This is a genomic window from Arthrobacter oryzae (assembly GCF_003634095.1).
Classification (GTDB): domain Bacteria; phylum Actinomycetota; class Actinomycetes; order Actinomycetales; family Micrococcaceae; genus Arthrobacter; species Arthrobacter oryzae.
Map to the genome: position 1 here is coordinate 108,710 of NZ_RBIR01000006.1, position 18,320 is coordinate 127,029.

Consider the following 18,320-nt stretch of genomic DNA (forward strand, 5'->3'; position numbering starts at 1 on the left):
ATTCTTGACGGTACGTCCGGGCCAAGGCGGCTGTCCAGCTTCCCGGGGCTCCATACGGGACCGCTCCGGGGCGCGCGGAGGGCACCGCGAACAGGCCGGACGCCGAAATACAACGGGCACCGCCGTGTAGCCTCGCCTCATGGATTTCAAGCGACTGCGGATTCTGCGCGAACTCGCCGACCGCGGCACGGTAGGCGCCACCGCGGAGGCCCTGAAGGTGACGCCGTCGGCGGTGTCGCAGCAGCTCAAGACCCTGCAGGAGGAACTGGGCGTGGTCCTGGTGGAGAAGTCCGGCAGGGGAGTGCGGCTTACCGAGGCCGGGCTGGCCATGGCCGGCGCCGCCGCCGAGGTATCGACGGCCATGGCGCGGGCGGAAGCGACGATCGACACTTACCGGCGCGGCTGGCAGACGCGCGTGGTGGCGGCGTTCTTTCCCAGCGCCGCGGAGATGTTCCTGCCGGGCCTGCTCCACCGGGTCAAAGCCATCGACGGGCTGCGCTTCGAGGCGCACTTCGAGGATCCCGGTGTGGCCGGGTTCGCCGGGCTGACCGCGGACTACGACATCGTCCTCGCGCACAGCGTGGACGGTCCGGAGGTGTTCGGCGGCCAGGGGCTGACCGTGGTGCCGCTGCTGGATGAGCCGCTGGATGTCGCGCTGCCCGTGGGGCACGCGCTGGCCGGCAGGCCCACGCTGTGCGCCGAAGACGTCGTTGGATTCCCGTGGATGGGTGTTCCCGAGGGGTTTCCCTTCGACACGGTGCTACGCCAGATCGAGGTACGGGCCGACGCGCAGGCTGTCCGGGCCCAGCAGTTCCCCGATTTGCGTGTGCTCGAAGCGCTGGTCAGCGCCGGACACGGGCTGAGCCTGCTGCCCCGGTATACGGCAGTGGGCAACCAGGGGCGCGGCTTCGTCCTGCGCCCGCTGGAGGGCGTGAAGGCGAGCCGCAGCATCGTGGCGCTGGCCCGGCCCGACGTCGCGGCCCGGACCACCATCCAGCAGGTCCTGGCGATGCTCAAGGCCGAGGCCCAAGGGGTGGCCGAGGCCCCCGAATTTCATGACGCGGCTCACCAGTCGGGAAGTAAATCCACCGCAGATTTCATCATGTGAGACGAGAGTCCACTATTTGATCGAAATATTCCCGGTTTTCCGCTTAACGGTCCCTTGCGGGGTCGTTGGCGTCTGGGGAGGAGCCCTAGACTTTGAGCCATGAGTCAGGACACCCAAAAAGCAACAGAGACCAAGCCGGACATCAAGCCCCGCAGCCGGGTCGTCACCGATGGAATCCACGCCGCCCCCGCGCGCGGCATGTTCCGGGCGGTCGGCATGGGCGACGACGACTTCGCGAAGCCGCAAATCGGTGTAGCGAGTTCGTGGAACGAGATCACCCCCTGCAACCTCTCGCTGAACAGGCTCGCCCAGGGCGCCAAGGAAGGCGTCCACGCCGGCGGCGGGTTCCCGATGCAGTTCGGCACCATCTCGGTCTCGGACGGCATCTCCATGGGCCATGAAGGCATGCACTTCTCCCTGGTGTCCCGCGAGGTGATTGCCGACTCGGTCGAGACCGTGATGCAGGCCGAGCGGATTGACGGCTCGGTGCTGTTGGCCGGCTGCGACAAGTCCCTGCCCGGGATGCTGATGGCCGCGGCCCGCCTGGACCTGGCCGCCGTCTTCCTCTACGCGGGTTCCATCATGCCCGGCTGGGTCAAGCTCGAGGACGGCTCCGAAAAGGAAGTCACCCTCATCGACGCCTTCGAGGCCGTGGGCGCCTGTGCCGCCGGCAAGATGAGCATGGAGGACCTGACCCGGATCGAAAAGGCCATCTGCCCGGGCGAGGGCGCCTGCGGCGGTATGTACACCGCGAACACCATGGCCTGCATCGGCGAGGCGCTGGGCATGTCGCTGCCCGGCTCGGCCGCCCCGCCCTCGGCGGACCGCCGCCGCGACGCCTTCGCGCACAAGTCCGGCGAAGCGGTGGTCAACCTCCTGCGCCTGGGCATCACCGCCCGGGACATCATGACCCGCAAGGCCTTCGAGAACGCGATCGCCGTCACCATGGCGTTCGGCGGTTCCACCAACGCCGTGCTGCACCTGCTCGCGATCGCCCGCGAGGCCGAGGTCGAGCTCTCCCTGGAGGACTTCAACCGGATCGGCGACAAGATCCCGCACCTGGGCGACCTCAAGCCGTTCGGCCGCTACGTGATGACCGACGTCGACAAGATCGGCGGCGTGCCGGTGATCATGAAGGCCCTGCTCGACGCCGGCCTGCTGCACGGTGACTGCCTCACCGTCACCGGCAAGACCGTTGCGGAAAACCTCGCCGCGATCAACCCCCCGGACCTGGACGGCAAGATCCTGCGCGCGCTGGACAACCCGATCCACAAGACCGGCGGCATCACCATCCTGCACGGTTCCATGGCCCCCGAGGGCGCCGTCGTCAAGAGCGCCGGCTTTGACGCCGACGTCTTCGAGGGAACCGCCCGCGTGTTCGAGCGGGAACAGGGCGCCCTGGACGCTCTGGACAAGGGCCAGATCAACAAGGGCGACGTCGTGGTGATCCGCTACGAGGGACCCAAGGGCGGACCCGGCATGCGCGAGATGCTTGCCATCACCGGCGCCATCAAGGGCGCCGGCTTGGGCAAGGACGTCCTGCTGCTGACCGACGGACGGTTCTCCGGCGGAACGACGGGCCTGTGCATCGGCCACGTCGCGCCGGAAGCCGTCGACGGCGGCCCCATCGCGTTCGTCAAGGACGGAGACCGGATCCGCGTGGACATCGCGGCCCGCACCTTCGACCTCCTGGTCGACGAGGCCGAGCTCGAGGCCCGCAAGGTGGGCTGGGAACCGCTCCCGGCCAAGTTCACCAAGGGCGTTCTGGCCAAGTACGCCAAGCTGGTCCACAGCGCCTCCACCGGCGCATACTGCGGCTGATCCTCCGGGCCTGGGTGACCAGGTTTAATAAGGGAAGCTCCGAGGGGCCCCGAACGCACGGCGTCCGCGCCGGGCGTTCGGGGCAGGAGTTTCCCGCCTTCCGCCAAAGCGGGCGGCTCGCCGTTCGGCGTCGGGCAGGGGAACCAGGGGTGACCCAGGGGACCAACACGTGGACAACGCCGTCCAAATAGTGAGACAGGGGCCGGGCTCGTTGACACTGGTCTCGCTCAGAGGGAAAACTGAACGCATGAACGAGATCGTTACCGCCGGTGCCGCTGCAGATGCAAACACTGCAGGTGTATCGGTCGTACTTACCAAGCGCGTGGCTCATTAGCCTCCACGGTAACGATCCGTCACGCGCAACCCCTCGAAGAGCCCTCCGGCTGAGGGGTTTTTTTATTTCCCGCATTGCCAGCAAAACCTAGAAGTTCCACGATCACCGAAGATCCACAAAGGAAGAGTCCGATGAGCAAAGGATCGCCGATCAGCCCCTCGCTGATGGCCACAAAGTCCACTGGAGCCCACAAGGCTCCGGAACGCGTCGAACGTCCGGCTGACGCCGGCGTCGACACTGCTGCCGTCTCTCCTGTCCTCGGACCGAACAACGTCGTACCCCCGACGGTCATGACCGGTTCGCAAGCAATCGTCCGCTCGCTCGAAGAACTCGGCGTGCAGGACATATTCGGTTTGCCCGGTGGCGCGATCCTGCCCACCTATGACCCCTTGATGGCCTCCAAAATGAACCACGTTCTGGTCCGTCACGAACAGGGAGCCGGCCACGCCGCGCAAGGCTACGCCATGGTCACCGGACGGGTTGGCGTCTGCATTGCCACCTCGGGCCCCGGTGCCACCAACCTCGTTACCGCCATCATGGATGCCCACATGGACTCCGTGCCGATAGTGGCCATCACCGGCCAGGTCTCCAGCGGAGTGATCGGCACGGACGCGTTCCAGGAAGCGGACATCGTGGGGATCACCATGCCGATCACGAAGCATTCCTTCCTGGTCACGGACCCCAACGACATTCCGCACGTGATGGCCGAGGCCTTCCACCTGGCGTCCACCGGACGCCCGGGACCGGTCCTCGTGGACGTCGCCAAGGACGCCCAGCAGGGCCAGATGACGTTCTCCTGGCCGCCGAAGATCGACCTGCCGGGCTACCGGCCGGTGCTGCGCGGCCACAGCAAGCAGGTCCGCGAGGCGGCCCGGCTCATTTCCGCGGCCAGCAAGCCCGTGCTCTACGTCGGCGGCGGAGTGGTCAAGGCCCACGCCTCGGCCGAGCTGCGCGAACTGGCCGAGCTGACCGGCGCCCCCGTGGTGACCACGCTGATGGCCCGGGGCGTGTTCCCGGACTCGCACCCGCAGCACGTGGGCATGCCGGGCATGCACGGCACCGTTTCCGCCGTGACCGCCCTGCAGCAGTCCGATCTGCTGATCACGCTCGGCGCCCGGTTCGATGACCGCGTGACCGGCATCCTGAAGTCCTTTGCCCCGAACGCCAAGGTCATCCACGCCGACATCGATCCGGCGGAAATCTCCAAGAACCGCACGGCGGACGTCCCGATCGTCGGTTCGGTCAAGGAAATCATCCCGGAGCTGAGCGAGGCGCTCCGCGTGCAGTTCGAGGCCTTCGGCACCCCGGACCTGACTAACTGGTGGGCTTTCTTGAACAACCTCAAGGAGACCTACCCGCTTGGCTGGACCGAACCCGAGGACGGGCTTAGCGCCCCGCAGCGCGTGATCGAGCGCATCGGTGCCCTGACCGGACCCGAGGGCGTCTACGTCGCCGGCGTCGGACAGCACCAGATGTGGGCCTCCCAGTTCATCAAGTACGAGCGCCCGCACGCCTGGCTCAACTCCGGCGGAGCCGGCACCATGGGCTACGCCGTGCCGGCCGCCATGGGCGCCAAGGTGGGCGACCCGGACCGGGTGGTCTGGGCGATCGACGGCGACGGCTGTTTCCAGATGACCAACCAGGAACTGGCCACCTGCGCGATCAACAAGATCCCCATCAAGGTCGCCATCATCAACAACTCCTCGCTGGGCATGGTCCGGCAGTGGCAGACCTTGTTCTATGAGGGCCGCTACTCCAACACCGATCTCAACACCGGCCACGACACCGTCCGCATCCCGGACTTCGTCAAGCTGGCGGACGCCTACGGTTGCGCCGCCTTCCGGTGTGAACGCGACGAGGACATCGACGCCACCATCCAGAAGGCCCTGGAAATCAACGACCGCCCCGTGGTCATCGATTTCGTCGTAAGCCCCAACTCGATGGTGTGGCCGATGGTCCCCAGCGGGGTCAGCAACGACCAGATCCAGGTTGCCCGCAACATGACCCCGGACTGGGAAGAGGAGGACTGAACATGACCCGCCACACATTGTCCGTTCTGGTCGAAGACAAGCCCGGCGTGCTGACCCGCGTCGCCAGCCTCTTCGCCCGCCGGGCCTTCAACATCAATTCCCTGGCCGTCGGCCCCACCGAGGTCCCGGGCATGTCCCGGATGACCGTGGTGGTCGACGCCGACGGCGAGCTGATCGAACAGGTCACCAAGCAGCTGAACAAGCTGGTCAACGTGATCAAGATCGTCGAGCTCACCTCCGAATCTTCCGTACAGCGTGACCACATCCTGGTCAAAGTACGTGCGGATGCCGCAACACGCCTGCAGGTCACCCAGGCTGCAGACCTGTTCCGCGCTTCAGTGGTCGACGTCTCCACAGAGTCGGTGGTCATTGAGGCTACGGGCCACCCCGAGAAGCTCACGGCACTCCTGTCAGTGCTTGAGCCATTCGGCATCCGCGAAATCGTGCAGTCCGGCACCCTGGCCGTCGGGCGGGGATCCCGCTCCATGAGTGACAGGGCTTTGCGCAGCGCCTAGGCGAGTGCGGAGCCCGCGCAGTACCGCAACACCACAGACTATTTTCACCGGAAAATCCACTCAAGAGGAGTTACGCAAGTGACTGAAATGTTCTACGACGACGATGCAGACCTGTCGATCATCCAGGGCCGCAAGGTCGCCATTGTCGGCTACGGCTCCCAGGGCCACGCCCACGCGCTGAACCTGCGCGATTCCGGCGTCGAGGTTGCCATCGCGCTCAAGGAAGGCTCCAAGTCGATCGCCAAGGCCGAGGACGCCGGCTTCACGGTCAAGAACGTCGCCGACGCCGCCGAATGGGCCGACGTCATCATGATCCTGGCGCCGGACCAGTACCAGCGCTCGATCTACAACGACTCCATCAAGGACAAGCTGGCCCCCGGCAAGGCACTGGCCTTCGCCCACGGCTTCAACATCCGCTTCGGCTACATCAAGGCACCGGAGGGCGTTGACGTCATCCTCGTCGCCCCGAAGGCTCCCGGCCACACCGTGCGCCGCGAGTTCGAGGCCGGCCGCGGCATCCCGGACATCATCGCCGTCGAGCAGGACGCGACCGGGTCCGCCTGGGATCTGGCCAAGTCCTACGCCAAGGCCATTGGCGGCACCCGCGCCGGCGTCATCAAGACCACCTTCACCGAAGAGACCGAAACGGACCTCTTCGGCGAGCAGGCTGTCCTGTGCGGCGGCGTGTCCCAGCTGGTCCAGTACGGCTTCGAGACCCTGACCGAGGCCGGCTACCAGCCGCAGATCGCCTACTTCGAGGTCCTGCACGAGCTCAAGCTGATCGTCGACCTGATGTGGGAAGGCGGCATCGCCAAGCAGCGCTGGAGCGTCTCGGACACCGCAGAATACGGCGACTACGTCTCCGGCCCGCGCGTCATCACCCCCGAGGTGAAGGAGAACATGAAGGCCGTCCTCGCGGACATCCAGAACGGTGCCTTCGCCCAGCGCTTCATCGATGACCAGGACGCCGGCGCCCCGGAGTTCAAGGCGCTGCGCGCCAAGGCCGAGCAGCACCCGATCGAGGCCGTTGGCCGCGAGCTGCGCTCGCTCTTCGCCTGGCAGCAGCAGGACGCCGACTACGTCGAAGGCTCCGCAGCCCGCTAAGCATTGCCGGCTAAATATTGCCGCTAGACACTGCCCGGCAGGGGAGCCGGACACCAATTTCTGGGGTCCGGCTTCCCTGCTGTCCGGCACCGCCGGCACCGCCGGCAACATCAGAACCGCCAGTACCACCTGATTCACCAAGATCCCCACCAGATACACAAGAGAGCTAAAGAGGTCACCGGTGACAAGCACCAAACCTGTCGTACTCCTCGCTGAGGAACTTTCCCCCGCCACAGTCGAGGCCCTCGGCCCGGACTTTGAAATCCGCCAGACTGACGGCTCCGACCGTTCCCAGCTGCTCTCCGCGATCGCCGACGTCGACGCGATCCTGGTCCGCTCCGCCACCCAGCTGGACGCCGAGGCCATCGCCGCCGCCAAGAACCTCAAGGTGATTGCCCGCGCGGGCGTCGGACTCGACAACGTGGACATCAAGGCGGCCACGCAGGCCGGCGTCATGGTGGTGAACGCGCCGACCTCCAACATCGTCTCCGCCGCCGAGCTCACCGTCGGCCACATCCTCAGCCTCGCCCGCCACATCCCGCAGGCCAGCTCCGCCCTCAAGGACGGGGAGTGGAAGCGCTCCAAGTACACCGGCATCGAGCTCTTCGAAAAGAAGATCGGCATCATCGGGCTCGGCCGGATCGGCGCCCTGGTGGCGGCCCGCCTGAAGGGCTTCGACACCAAGATCCTCGCGTACGACCCCTACATCACCTCCGCCCGCGCGGCCCAGCTCGGTGTCCAGCTGGTGACCCTCGACGAGCTCCTGGCGCAGTCGGACTTCATCACCATCCACATGCCCAAAACCCCGGAAACCGTCGGCATGCTCGGCGCCGAGGCCTTCAAGAAGATGAAGAGCACGGCCTATGTGGTCAACGTTGCCCGCGGCGGCCTGGTGGACGAGGAAGCCCTCTACACCGCGCTGCAGGCCGGGGACATCGCCGGCGCCGGCGTGGACGTCTTCTCCAAGGAGCCCAGCACCGACCTGCCGTTCTTCAAACTCGACAACGTCGTGGTGACCCCGCACCTGGGCGCCTCCACCGACGAGGCCCAGGAGAAGGCCGGCGTGTCCGTCGCCAAGTCCGTCCGCCTGGCACTGGCCGGCGAGCTGGTCCCCGACGCCGTCAACGTCGCCGGCGGCGTGATCGCCCCGGACGTCCGCCCGGGCATCCCGCTGATGGAAAAGCTGGGCCGCATCTTCACGGCGCTGACCCACGCCTCCCTCACCCAGTTCGACGTCGAGGTCGCCGGCGAGATCTCCTCCTTGGACGTCAAGGTCCTGGAGCTCGCGGCACTCAAGGGGATTTTTGCCGACGTCGTGACCGAGCAGGTCTCCTACGTCAACGCCCCGGTGATCGCCGAGCAGCGCGGCATCAACGTCCGGCTCATCACCACGCCGGACACCGAGTCGTACCGCAACGTCCTGACCCTGCGCGGGGCGCTCAGCGACGGCAGCCAGATCTCCGTCGCGGGTACCCTCACGGGCCCGAAGCAGATCCAGAAGCTCGTGGGCGTCAACGGCTACGAGGTGGAGATCCCGATCAGCGAACACCTCGTGGTGGTGGCCTACTCGGACCGCCCCGGCGTGATCGGCACGATCGGCCACATCCTGGGCATGAACAACATCAACATCGCCGGCATGCAGGTGGCACGCCAGGCGGAGGGCGGCCAAGTGCTCGCCCTGCTGACCATCGACAGCGCCGTTCCCCAGCAGGTCCTTGACGCGATCAAGGCCGGGATCGGCGCTGACATGGTCCGCGAGGTTGACCTCGAGGACTGAAATCCTCCCCGCAGGGCGCCGGCGGCGGCATGACCGCCGCCGGCGGCCACGAGCGGACGGCTGGTCTGCGTACAATGGCTAGGACCTAAATTACAGGTCTTGGCCGGCAGACCGGCCTTTACTTTTGCACGCCCGGCACGGGACGCCTTCAATTCCGCAGGAAATGAACTGCGGCGTGCGCACGCAATCCAGCTTTCAGGAGCCCAATGAACGCCGTCCAGAGGTTCATCAGAAGCAGAGTGCTTTTGTTGACCGCGTCCATTTTGATCGTGGCCATGTGCCTGTCCGTCCTCGTCCAGGGTCAGTCCCAGGCGGCGCTGAGCAGGACCGTGGACCAAAACTCGCGGGGGCTCTACGACGTCCTGGTCCAGGCCAAGGCGGGGGGTAGCGGCGGCCTCATGCAGCCCGATATCGCCACCGGCCAGGGCGGCATCAGCTTCGATCAGCTGGATTCGATCCGCAAGCTCTCCGGCACCTCGGTGGCCGCGCCGATCAGCCTGGTCTCCCGCGTCACGCAGAACCTTGAGGCGCCGCGCCTGGATGCCACCGACTACCTGGGCTTCAACGCGGGCCTCGCGGGCACCGCGGGGGACCCGACGGCCACGGATCCGAGCAAATGGCCGGCCGCGGAATCGGTCCTGAGCGACACGCCGAAGAAGTACCGGCTCACCGCCAGCGCCGTCAGCTCCGACGGCCACTCCGACCAGACGCTCTTCAAGACCACGGCCGAAGGCTCGCTCGGCAAGGCCAAGCTCGTCGAAGAGCAGGTTGCCGGCGGCAAGAACGTCCGCATCCAGGGCCCGGCCGGCGAGACCGGCATCAAGTTCCCCAACCCGGCCGGCGGCTCCGAGCACAACCTCTTCAACCTCTCGGTGTCCCTGCCCATGGCGCCGCCGGTGACAGAGTCCGTGGTCGCCGTCGACCCCGTCTCCGAACGCGCGCTGCTCGGCACGGCCGGTGACTTCCTGGCCCCGCTGGAGAAGGCCCCGCCCGCGGACGCCCGCAACGCCGGCGCGATCGGCCGGCACTTCGAGAGCCTCTTCACCAACGGCATCAGCATGGACCAGCTCAAAGAGGGCCCTGACTTCCTCGGCGTCAAGCTCAAGTACTGGGCGCCGCTGATGACCCAGTACCAGCAGGCCAAGCGCGACGGCCAGCTCACCGCCGATTCGCAGGCTATTCCGCTGATCGTGCGCTCGGGCACCGCCCTGGACCTGAAGTACTCGGTCAAAATCGAGGAAATCGACGACTCCGGCAACGTCACCAAGGACGTCGGCACGGTCACCCGCTCGCTGGACAAGGACTACCTGCCGTTCGTCTCCAAGTCCCCGTTCGCCCTCGCCTGGCCGGGGTCCAAGGACCTCTCCAATCTCATGGGGGACACCGGATCCTTCAGCCAGGGCCTCAACAACCCGGCCACCTGGACCACCAACTTTGCCGCCGCCCCGAAGTACAAGGACGGCGAAACCGCCGCCAACGGCGCCGTGGACAAGAGCGCCACTCCGGGCGACTGGGTCACCGTGAACCGCCTGCCGGACAAGGCCGCCAACGGCGCCGCCGTCGACCAGACGCAGCGCAAGCCCGTGGACGAACGCGCCTACCGGGACAACCTGGAAACCGGCAAGAAGCTGGCCACCCCGCTCGCCATGGTCTACGGCACGTTCGACCCCGCCACCGTCAAGGAAGCGGCCGGCGACGTCAACCGGCTGCCCCTCGGCGGGTACGACCCGGCGCCGTTCACCCTGACCAAGGACTCGTCCGGAACAGCCGTCAACACCGAACTCAAGCCGTCCCTGAGCGCCACGGGCCTGGCCAGCCAGTCCGCCGGCGCCATCACCGACTTCTACGGCCTCGCGGCCGCCCGCGGCTACGACGCCAACGCCAACGTGATCGACGCCGTCCGGGTCCGCGCCAAGGTCCCCGGCAGCTGGAAGCAGGCGCAGCCCGAGGTGGAAAAGCTCGCCAACGAGATCCGCGGCATGGGCCTGCAGGCCACCGTGGTGGCCGGGTCCGCCCGCGAGGACGCCAACATCGCCGTCCCCGGCTACAGCAAGGACGACGCCGGCAAGGAGTCGCCGCTGGGCACCGTGCAGCAGTCGTGGGTCCGGCAGGATGCGGCCGACGCCGTTTCCGGTTCCCTGACCGCCACGAACCTGACCCTGCTGTTCCTGACCCTCTGCGGCGCGGCCCTGCTGACCGGTGCCTCCACCGTCAGCTACGTGCGCAAACGGCGCAGCGAGGCCGGCACCCTGCGTGCCATGGGCTGGACCCAGCGCAAGATCCGTTCCTGGGTGCTCGCCGAATTCGGCGTCGGCGCGGCGCTGCTGGCCGTCGTCGGCATCGCCCTGAGCCTGATCACCTGGAGCGCGGCGACGGCGATCGTCTCTGCCTCGGTCCTCGTGCTGTACGCAGGTGCGGCATTCGTCGCGGCCCAGCAGTTGCGCCACCGCGAGGTGGTCGACCAGGAGCCGCAGCACGACGAACGGCTCATGGCGATTGATTCGCCGCTGACCTTTGCCAACCGGCAGCTGAGCACCAACAAGTTCAACACCATCGCCCTGGCCGTCGCCGTCGGCGTCTTCGGAGCCTCCGTCGGTGGCCTGGTGGCCCTCCTGATCGACATTCCCCGGGCCGCCGGAGCCAGCGCGCTCAGCGGGCTGGCCGCGGCCAGCATCGCGCTGCCAAGCATCATCCTGGGCGTGTCCGGGGTGACCGTCGGCCTGGTCCTGACCATGGTCACCGGGCGGTTCGAGCTGCAGGCCAAGCGCCAGTACCTCGGCACGCTGCGGGCCATGGGCTGGAACCCGGACATGCTGGGCCAGGTCCGCTTCTTTGAAAACGCCATGGTGGGAACCGTCGCATTGCCGCTGGGCGTCGTGGGCGCCCTCGGCATCGGCCTCCTCCTGGCCCCCTATGCCGCACTGTGGGCCGCAATCGCCGGTCTTGTGGCTGTACTTTGCTGGATTCCTATTGCAACGAAAGTGGTCCAATGACTAACGAGCTGAACCTTGACCGGGAGGCACACGACCGGATGACCGCCAGCACCCGGCGCGGCGGGCACAAGACCCGTGCCAACACGATCGTGAAGGCCACGGACCACGCCACACCGCTGGAACTGAGCAACATCACCATCCACTACGGCGGCGGCAAGGGCGGTGCCGAGGCCGTCAACGTCGTGGACGACTTCAACATGACGCTGCACGCCGGCGAGATGCACTGCGTCGCCGGCCGCTCCGGCTCCGGCAAGACCAGCATCCTGACCGTCGGCGCGGGCCTGACCCTGCCGACGTCGGGCCGGGTGTTCTGGGAGGGCGACTCGCTCGAGACCATGGGCGACGACGAGATCGCCGACCGCCGCCGTGCCCTGATCGGTTACGTCGACCAGGGCGGCGCCCTGATCGACGGGATGAGCGCGCTCGAGAACGTCCTGCTGCCGGCCGTGCCCGACGGCGAGGTCGAGTTGCGCCGGGACATGGCCAAGGACCTCCTGGACCTCGTGGGCCTGGGCCGGCGCATGCGCCACCGCCCGGCCCAGCTCTCCGGCGGTGAGCGCCAGCGCGTGGCGATCGCCCGCGCCCTCATCCTCGGCACCCGCGTCCTGGTGGTCGACGAGCCCACGGCCAGCCTGGACCGCGCCGCGGCCAACCGCATCATCAGCATCCTCAAGGACACCACCTCGGACGGCATCGCGGTGCTGGTGGCTTCACATGACCACGAACTGGTCCGCCAGAGCGATACCCTGACCGAACTGATCTAGATTTAGACCGTGACTTCTACAGATAAAACCCCGTTCTACCTCACCACGGCCATCACGTACCCCAACGGGGTGCCGCACATCGGTCACGCCTACGAGTACATTGCCACCGATGCGATGGCCCGCTTCAAGCGCCTGGACGGGTACGACGTCTTCTTCCTGACCGGCACCGACGAGCACGGCATGAAGATCGCCCAGGCCGCGGAGAAGGAGGGCATCACGCCCAAGGAGCTGGTGGACCGGAACGCCGAGATCTACAAGGCCGCGCACGCTGCCCTGGGGATTTCCTATGACCGCTTCATCCGCACCACGGACGCCGACCACTACGCGGCGTCGCGGGCGATCTGGAAGAAGATGGAAGCGAACGGGGATATTTACCTGTCCAAGTACGAGGGCTGGTACTCGGTCCGCGACGAGGCGTACTACGGCGCGGACGAGACCGTGGTCAAGGACGACGGCGTGCGGTACTCGCGCGAATCGGACACGGAGGTCACGTGGACGGCCGAGGAGAGCTACTTCTTCCGGCTCTCGGCTTACCAGGACAAGCTGCTGGCGCTGTACGAGGCGCACCCGGAGTTCGGGGCACCCCAGTCGCGGTTCAACGAGGTCATCAGCTTCGTCAAGCGCGGACTGGAGGACCTGTCCATCAGCCGCACCACGTTCGACTGGGGCGTCCCGGTGCCGGGCAACGACAACCACGTCATGTACGTGTGGGTCGATGCGCTCACCAACTACCTCACCGGCGTCGGCTACCCGGACCTTGAATCGGAATCCTTCAAGAAGTTCTGGCCCGCCGATCTCCACGTGATCGGCAAGGACATTTCCCGGTTCCACGCCATCTACTGGCCGGCGTTCCTCATGAGCGCCGGGCTTGAGCTGCCGAAGCGGATCATGATCCACGGCTTCCTGCAAAACAACGGCGTGAAGATGTCCAAGTCCCTGGGCAACGTGGTGGCACCCGCGGACTTCGTGGAGCAGTACGGGCTGGACCAGGTGCGGTTCTTCTTCCTGCGCGAGGTCCCGTTCGGCGCGGACGGCAACTACAACCACGAGGCAATCGTGGGCCGGATGAACTCCGACCTCGCCAACAACTTCGGCAACCTGGCCCAGCGGTCGCTGTCCATGGTGGCCAAGAACTGCGAGGGCCGCGTGCCGGCGCCGGGCGACTTCACCGAGGCGGACACCGCGCTGCTCGGCCAGGCCAACGGGTTGCTGGAGCTTGTCCGCGCCGCGTTTGAGAAGCAGGAGTTCAGCCGCGCGCTGGAGGCCATCTGGGCTGTCCTGGGAGACACCAACGCCTACTTCGCCGAGCAGGCCCCGTGGGTGCTGCGCAAGACCGACGTCGAGCGCATGAACACGGTGCTCTACGTGACGCTGGAAGTGCTGCGGATCGTGGCGATCCTGGCTCAGCCGGTCATGCCGACGGCGACGGCGGCCATCCTGGACACGCTCGGCCAGCCCGAGGGTGAGGCCCGCCAGTTCGCGGCCCTCGGCACGCCCATTGCCGCCGGCACTGAACTGCCTGCTCCGAGCCCGGTGTTCCCGAAGTACGAGGAGCCTGCCGAGGCCTGAGTCCTTGCGGCTCTGACGCTCCCGCACCCCCTGAACCGGGGTGCGGGAGCGTTTTTCGTCCGGCCGGGCGTTTCGGATACTGAGACAACTTGACCAGAATGTGGATGACTTGGCTACGCTGAAAATATGAGCGCATCCACCATTGATCTGGCAGTCATCCCGGGCGACGGCATCGGCCCCGAGGTCACGGCCGAAGCCCTGAAAGTCCTCGAGAAGGCCGCGGCCACCGAGGGGATCGTGCTCCGGCAGACGCACTACAAACTGGGCGCGGAGCACTGGCTGGAGACGGGGGAGACCCTGCCCGCTGCCACCCTGGCGGACCTTCGCACCCGCGATGCCATCCTGTTCGGCGCCGTCGGGGCGGCCCCCGGCGACACCCGGATTCCCTCCGGCATCATCGAGCGCGAGCTGCTGCTGAAGCTGCGCTTCAGCCTCGACCACTACGTCAACCTGCGGCCCTCACGCCTGTACGCCACCGTCGGCAGCCCGCTCGCCAACCCGGGCGAGATTGATTTCATCGTGGTCCGCGAGGGCACGGAAGGCCCCTATGTGGGCAACGGCGGCACGTTGCGCGCCGGCACGCCCCACGAGGTGGCCACCGAGGTCTCGCTCAACACGGCCCACGGCGTGGAGCGCGTGGTCCGCGACGCGTTCCGCCGGGCCAGCGAACGGCCGCGCAAGAAGCTCACGCTCGTGCACAAGCACAACGTCCTGGTCTTCGCCGGCCAGCTCTGGAAGCGCACCGTCGAGGCCGTGGCCCAGGAGTTCCCCGAGGTCACCCACGACTACCTCCACGTTGACGCCGCCACCATCTTCATGGTCACCGATCCGGGCCGTTTCGATGTGATTGTCACCGACAACCTGTTCGGTGACATCATCACCGATCTCGCCGCGGCCGTAACCGGCGGGATCGGGCTCGCGGCCTCCGGCAACATCAACATGGACCGCACCGCGCCGTCCATGTTCGAGCCGGTCCACGGCTCCGCCCCGGACATCGCCGGCCAGCAGAAGGCCGACCCCACCGCCGCGATTCTCTCCGCCGCGCTGCTGCTCGACCACCTCGGATTTGCCGGCGCCGCCCGGAAGATCGAGGCGGCAGTCACCGCCGACGTCGAGTCCCGCGACGGCGGCGTCCGCACCACCAGCGCGGTCGGTGACGCCATCGCGGCTGCGCTGTAGCAGCTGCCCTGCCGGCTGCCCCGAGGGGGCCGCGGGAGCGCCGCCGCAACGGGCGTAAGCTTGTTTCGAATCACCAATATGCTGCCGTGGTCCGAGGGTGAACCACGTTCCCACGCCAGGCAGCCGATCGTGGAGGAACCATGACTCAGACTGCCCATGGCGTCGAATTCACCCAGCACCTGTCGGAGACCCCGAAGTCTGCTGAAGAGCGTGCTGCCATCCTGGCCAACCCGGGATTCGGCGACTATTTCACCGACCACACCGCGATTGTCGACTACAGCGTCGACGCCCAGGGCAACGGCGGCTGGCACGACGCCCGCGTTGAGCCGTACGGTCCGATTTCCCTGGATCCGTCCGCCGCCGTGCTGCACTACGGCCAGGAGATCTTCGAGGGCCTCAAGGCTTACCGCCACGCCGACGGCTCGATCTGGACGTTCCGCCCGGAGGCCAACGCCGCCCGCCTGAACAAGTCCGCCCGCCGCCTGGCCCTCCCCGAACTCCCGGAGGAGTACTTCCTCGGCGCCATCCGCGAGCTCGTGGCCGCGGACAAGGAATGGGTGCCCTCCGGCGACGGCGAGGCCCTCTACCTGCGGCCCTTCATGATCGCCACCGAGGCCTTCCTTGGCGTCCGGGCAGCGCGTGAGGTCTCCTTCCGCGTGATCGCCTCCCCGGCCGGCAACTACTTCGGCGGCGAGCTCAAGCCCGTCTCCATCTGGATCTCGCGTGAATACGCCCGCGCCGGCCGCGGCGGAACCGGCGCCGCCAAGTGCGGCGGGAACTACGCCGCCTCGCTGATCGCCCAGCAGGAAGCCGAGGCGCACGGCTGCAAGCAGGTCCTGTTCCTGGACCAGTTCAATGACAACGCCGTCGAGGAGCTGGGCGGCATGAATGTCTTCTTCGTCATGAAGGACGGCTCCTTGGTCACTCCCGCCCTCTCCGGCACCATCCTGGAGGGCGTGACCCGCTCCTCCGTGATCCAGGTGGCCCGGGACATGGGCCGCGACGTCACCGAACGCAAGATCACCCTGGACGAGTGGCGCGAGGGCGTCGCCTCCGGCGAGATCGCCGAGGTCTTCGCCTGCGGCACCGCCGCCGTGATCACCCCCATCGGCGTGCTCAAGGACGCCACCGAGTTCATCGGCTCCGAGGACGCCAAAGCGGGGGAGACCACCATGGCCATCCGCGCCCGGCTGCTGGGGATCCAGACCGGCACCGTGGAGGACACCCACGGCTGGCTGACCCGCCTCGCCTAGGCGCAGAATGCCATAGTGCACGACGGCGGCCCCCACCTTCGGGTGACGGGCCGCCGTCGGCGTCTGCAGTCAAGGCAGCGCATCATTCCGCCCAGCAATCAGCGCATCATGCAGTCCTTCATTCAGCGCAGGGCATCGCAGGGCATTCAATGCAAGGATGGGACCGTGACCTCCGAGACCTCCCGCGGCACTGTCCGCAGCAGCGAACTGACCCGGTACCGCCTCGCACCGAACCCCGGGCCCATGAGCCTGGACGGTACCAACTCCTACCTGATCGGCGCGGCGGGGACGGCCGGCAGGGTCGCCGTCGACCCCGGGCCCCTCGATGAGCCGCACCTGCGGGCGCTGGCCGGCGACGGCCCGGTGGAGCTGATCCTGATCACGCACCGGCACGCGGACCACACCGCGGGCGCCGCGAGGTTTTCGGCTTTGACCGGCGCGCCGGTGCGGGCCGCGGATCCGGCACACTGCCTCGGCGCGCCCCCGCTGGAGGACGGCGAGACGATTCACGCGGCCGGGGTGGAGATCCGGGTTTTGGCGACGCCGGGGCACACCTCCGATTCGGTGTGCTTCCACCTGCCGCAGGACGGCCCTCACGGCTCGGTACTGACCGGGGACACGATCCTGGGCTCCGGAACCACCGTGCTGGATTACCCCGACGGCATCCTCCGCGACTACCTCGAGTCGCTGGACCGGCTGGAACACGTCGGCCCCGCCGCCGTGCTGCCGGCCCACGGCCCGGTGCTGCCGGCACTCGACGACGCCGCCCGCGCCTACCGCAGCCACCGGCACGGCAGGCTCGCCCAGGTCCGCGCCGCCCTCGAGTCCCTGGGCGCGGACGCCGGAGTCGGCGCCGTCACGGACGCCGTGTACGCCGACGTCGATCCCTCCGTCCGCCGGGCCGCGGAACTCTCCGTCGCGGCGCAGCTGGACTACCTGCGGACTCAGCCACCCAACTAGCCGGCGGTGGGCTTTATGCCGCGCTCATTACGGACTCAGCCGCGGGCTAGTTGGGAGGGGCGCCCGCCGGGGACGGTAGGCTAAGACCCATGCGTATCGCCCGGTTTGTAGTCGATTCTGATCCCCTCTACGGCATCGTGGAAGGTGAGCCCGGCAGTGAGGAAGTCACTGTCATCAAGGGTGACCCCTTCTTCCACGGCGTGGAACGAACCCCCATGAAGCACAAGCTGGAGGACGTCCGCCTCCTCGCGCCGATCATTCCGCGCAGCAAGGTGATCGGCGTCGGCCGCAACTTCGCCGAACATGCCCGGGAACTGGGCAACGATGTCCCGCAGCAGCCCCTGCTGTTCCTCAAGCCCAACACCTCCGTGATTGGCCCGAACGATCCCATTGTCCTGCCGGAGTTCTCCGAGGACGTTTCCTTCGAGGCCGAGCTGTGCGTGGTCATCGGCCGGATCTGCAAGGACGTGCCCGAGGACCGTGTGGACGAAGTGATCTTCGGCTACACCTGCGGCAACGATCTGACCGCCCGGGACGTCCAGAAGACGGACCTGCAGTGGGCCCGGGCCAAGGGTTTTGACACCTCCGCCCCGCTGGGCCCGTGGATCGAGACCGAGCTCGACACCGAGGACCTGCAGATCCAGGGCCGGCTCAACGGCGAACTGCGCCAGGACGGCAGCACCAGCCAGATGATCCGTGGTGTCCGGGAACTTGTCTCCATCGTCTCCCGGGCCTTCACCCTGCTGCCCGGCGACGTCATCATGACCGGGACCCCGGCCGGCGTCGGCGCGGTGCAGGCCGGCGACCGCTACGAGGTCGAGATCGAGGGCATTGGACGCCTCTCCAACCCGGTGGTGCGCCGCTAGGGTTTTCCGCGCCGATTTCGGACAGCCGCACCGTGGATCCACGGTGC

At 67.4% G+C, this 18,320-nt stretch carries 13 protein-coding genes; all 13 read left to right on the forward strand.

Annotated elements, in window-relative coordinates; genetic code table 11:
- The first annotated feature begins 139 nt into the window (after positions 1 to 139).
- The 13 genes from C8D78_RS14125 (at position 140) to C8D78_RS14185 (ending at position 18,273) form a co-directional block, all read left to right on the forward strand.
- Complete coding sequence (locus C8D78_RS14125) at positions 140 to 1,108, forward strand: LysR family transcriptional regulator (protein WP_120954508.1); 969 nt, start codon at positions 140 to 142, stop codon at positions 1,106 to 1,108.
- A gap of 99 nt (positions 1,109 to 1,207) precedes the next feature.
- Positions 1,208 to 2,929, forward strand: coding sequence for a dihydroxy-acid dehydratase (ilvD, locus tag C8D78_RS14130; RefSeq protein ID WP_120954509.1), 1,722 nt, complete (start codon positions 1,208 to 1,210; stop codon positions 2,927 to 2,929).
- Positions 2,930 to 3,394: 465 nt separating this feature from the next.
- Positions 3,395 to 5,293 (forward strand): acetolactate synthase large subunit, encoded by a 1,899-nt coding sequence (locus C8D78_RS14135; protein WP_120954510.1) that lies wholly within the window; start codon positions 3,395 to 3,397, stop codon positions 5,291 to 5,293.
- A gap of 2 nt (positions 5,294 to 5,295) precedes the next feature.
- Positions 5,296 to 5,808 carry an acetolactate synthase small subunit gene (gene ilvN, locus C8D78_RS14140; protein WP_018773531.1) on the forward strand — a complete coding sequence of 171 codons (513 nt, stop codon included), beginning with the start codon at positions 5,296 to 5,298 and terminating at the stop codon, positions 5,806 to 5,808.
- A gap of 78 nt (positions 5,809 to 5,886) precedes the next feature.
- Complete coding sequence (gene ilvC / locus C8D78_RS14145; RefSeq protein ID WP_120954511.1) at positions 5,887 to 6,912, forward strand: ketol-acid reductoisomerase; 1,026 nt, start codon at positions 5,887 to 5,889, stop codon at positions 6,910 to 6,912.
- Between the two features lie 181 nt (positions 6,913 to 7,093).
- Complete coding sequence (gene serA / locus C8D78_RS14150) at positions 7,094 to 8,689, forward strand: phosphoglycerate dehydrogenase (RefSeq protein ID WP_120954512.1); 1,596 nt, start codon at positions 7,094 to 7,096, stop codon at positions 8,687 to 8,689.
- Positions 8,690 to 8,895: 206 nt separating this feature from the next.
- Positions 8,896 to 11,682, forward strand: a complete 2,787-nt coding sequence (locus C8D78_RS14155) for an ABC transporter permease (RefSeq protein ID WP_120954513.1) — start codon at positions 8,896 to 8,898, stop codon at positions 11,680 to 11,682.
- A complete protein-coding gene (locus C8D78_RS14160) occupies positions 11,679 to 12,446 on the forward strand; it encodes an ABC transporter ATP-binding protein (protein ID WP_425266707.1) in 768 nt (255 codons plus the stop codon). The genes C8D78_RS14155 and C8D78_RS14160 overlap by 4 nt, the downstream gene beginning before the upstream one ends.
- Before the next feature lie 9 nt (positions 12,447 to 12,455).
- On the forward strand, positions 12,456 to 14,015 hold the full coding sequence (gene metG / locus C8D78_RS14165) for a methionine--tRNA ligase (RefSeq protein ID WP_120954514.1): 1,560 nt from the start codon (positions 12,456 to 12,458) through the stop codon (positions 14,013 to 14,015).
- Positions 14,016 to 14,141: 126 nt separating this feature from the next.
- Positions 14,142 to 15,194 (forward strand): 3-isopropylmalate dehydrogenase, encoded by a 1,053-nt coding sequence (locus C8D78_RS14170; RefSeq protein ID WP_120954515.1) that lies wholly within the window; start codon positions 14,142 to 14,144, stop codon positions 15,192 to 15,194.
- 140 nt (positions 15,195 to 15,334) lie between these two features.
- Positions 15,335 to 16,447 carry a branched-chain amino acid aminotransferase gene (locus C8D78_RS14175; RefSeq protein ID WP_120954516.1) on the forward strand — a complete coding sequence of 371 codons (1,113 nt, stop codon included), beginning with the start codon at positions 15,335 to 15,337 and terminating at the stop codon, positions 16,445 to 16,447.
- 165 nt (positions 16,448 to 16,612) lie between these two features.
- Entirely contained in the window at positions 16,613 to 17,407 is a 795-nt protein-coding gene (locus tag C8D78_RS14180; RefSeq protein ID WP_244208412.1) for an MBL fold metallo-hydrolase, read from the forward strand.
- A gap of 89 nt (positions 17,408 to 17,496) precedes the next feature.
- A complete protein-coding gene (locus C8D78_RS14185; RefSeq protein WP_120954518.1) occupies positions 17,497 to 18,273 on the forward strand; it encodes a fumarylacetoacetate hydrolase family protein in 777 nt (258 codons plus the stop codon).
- Positions 18,274 to 18,320 lie beyond the last annotated feature (47 nt).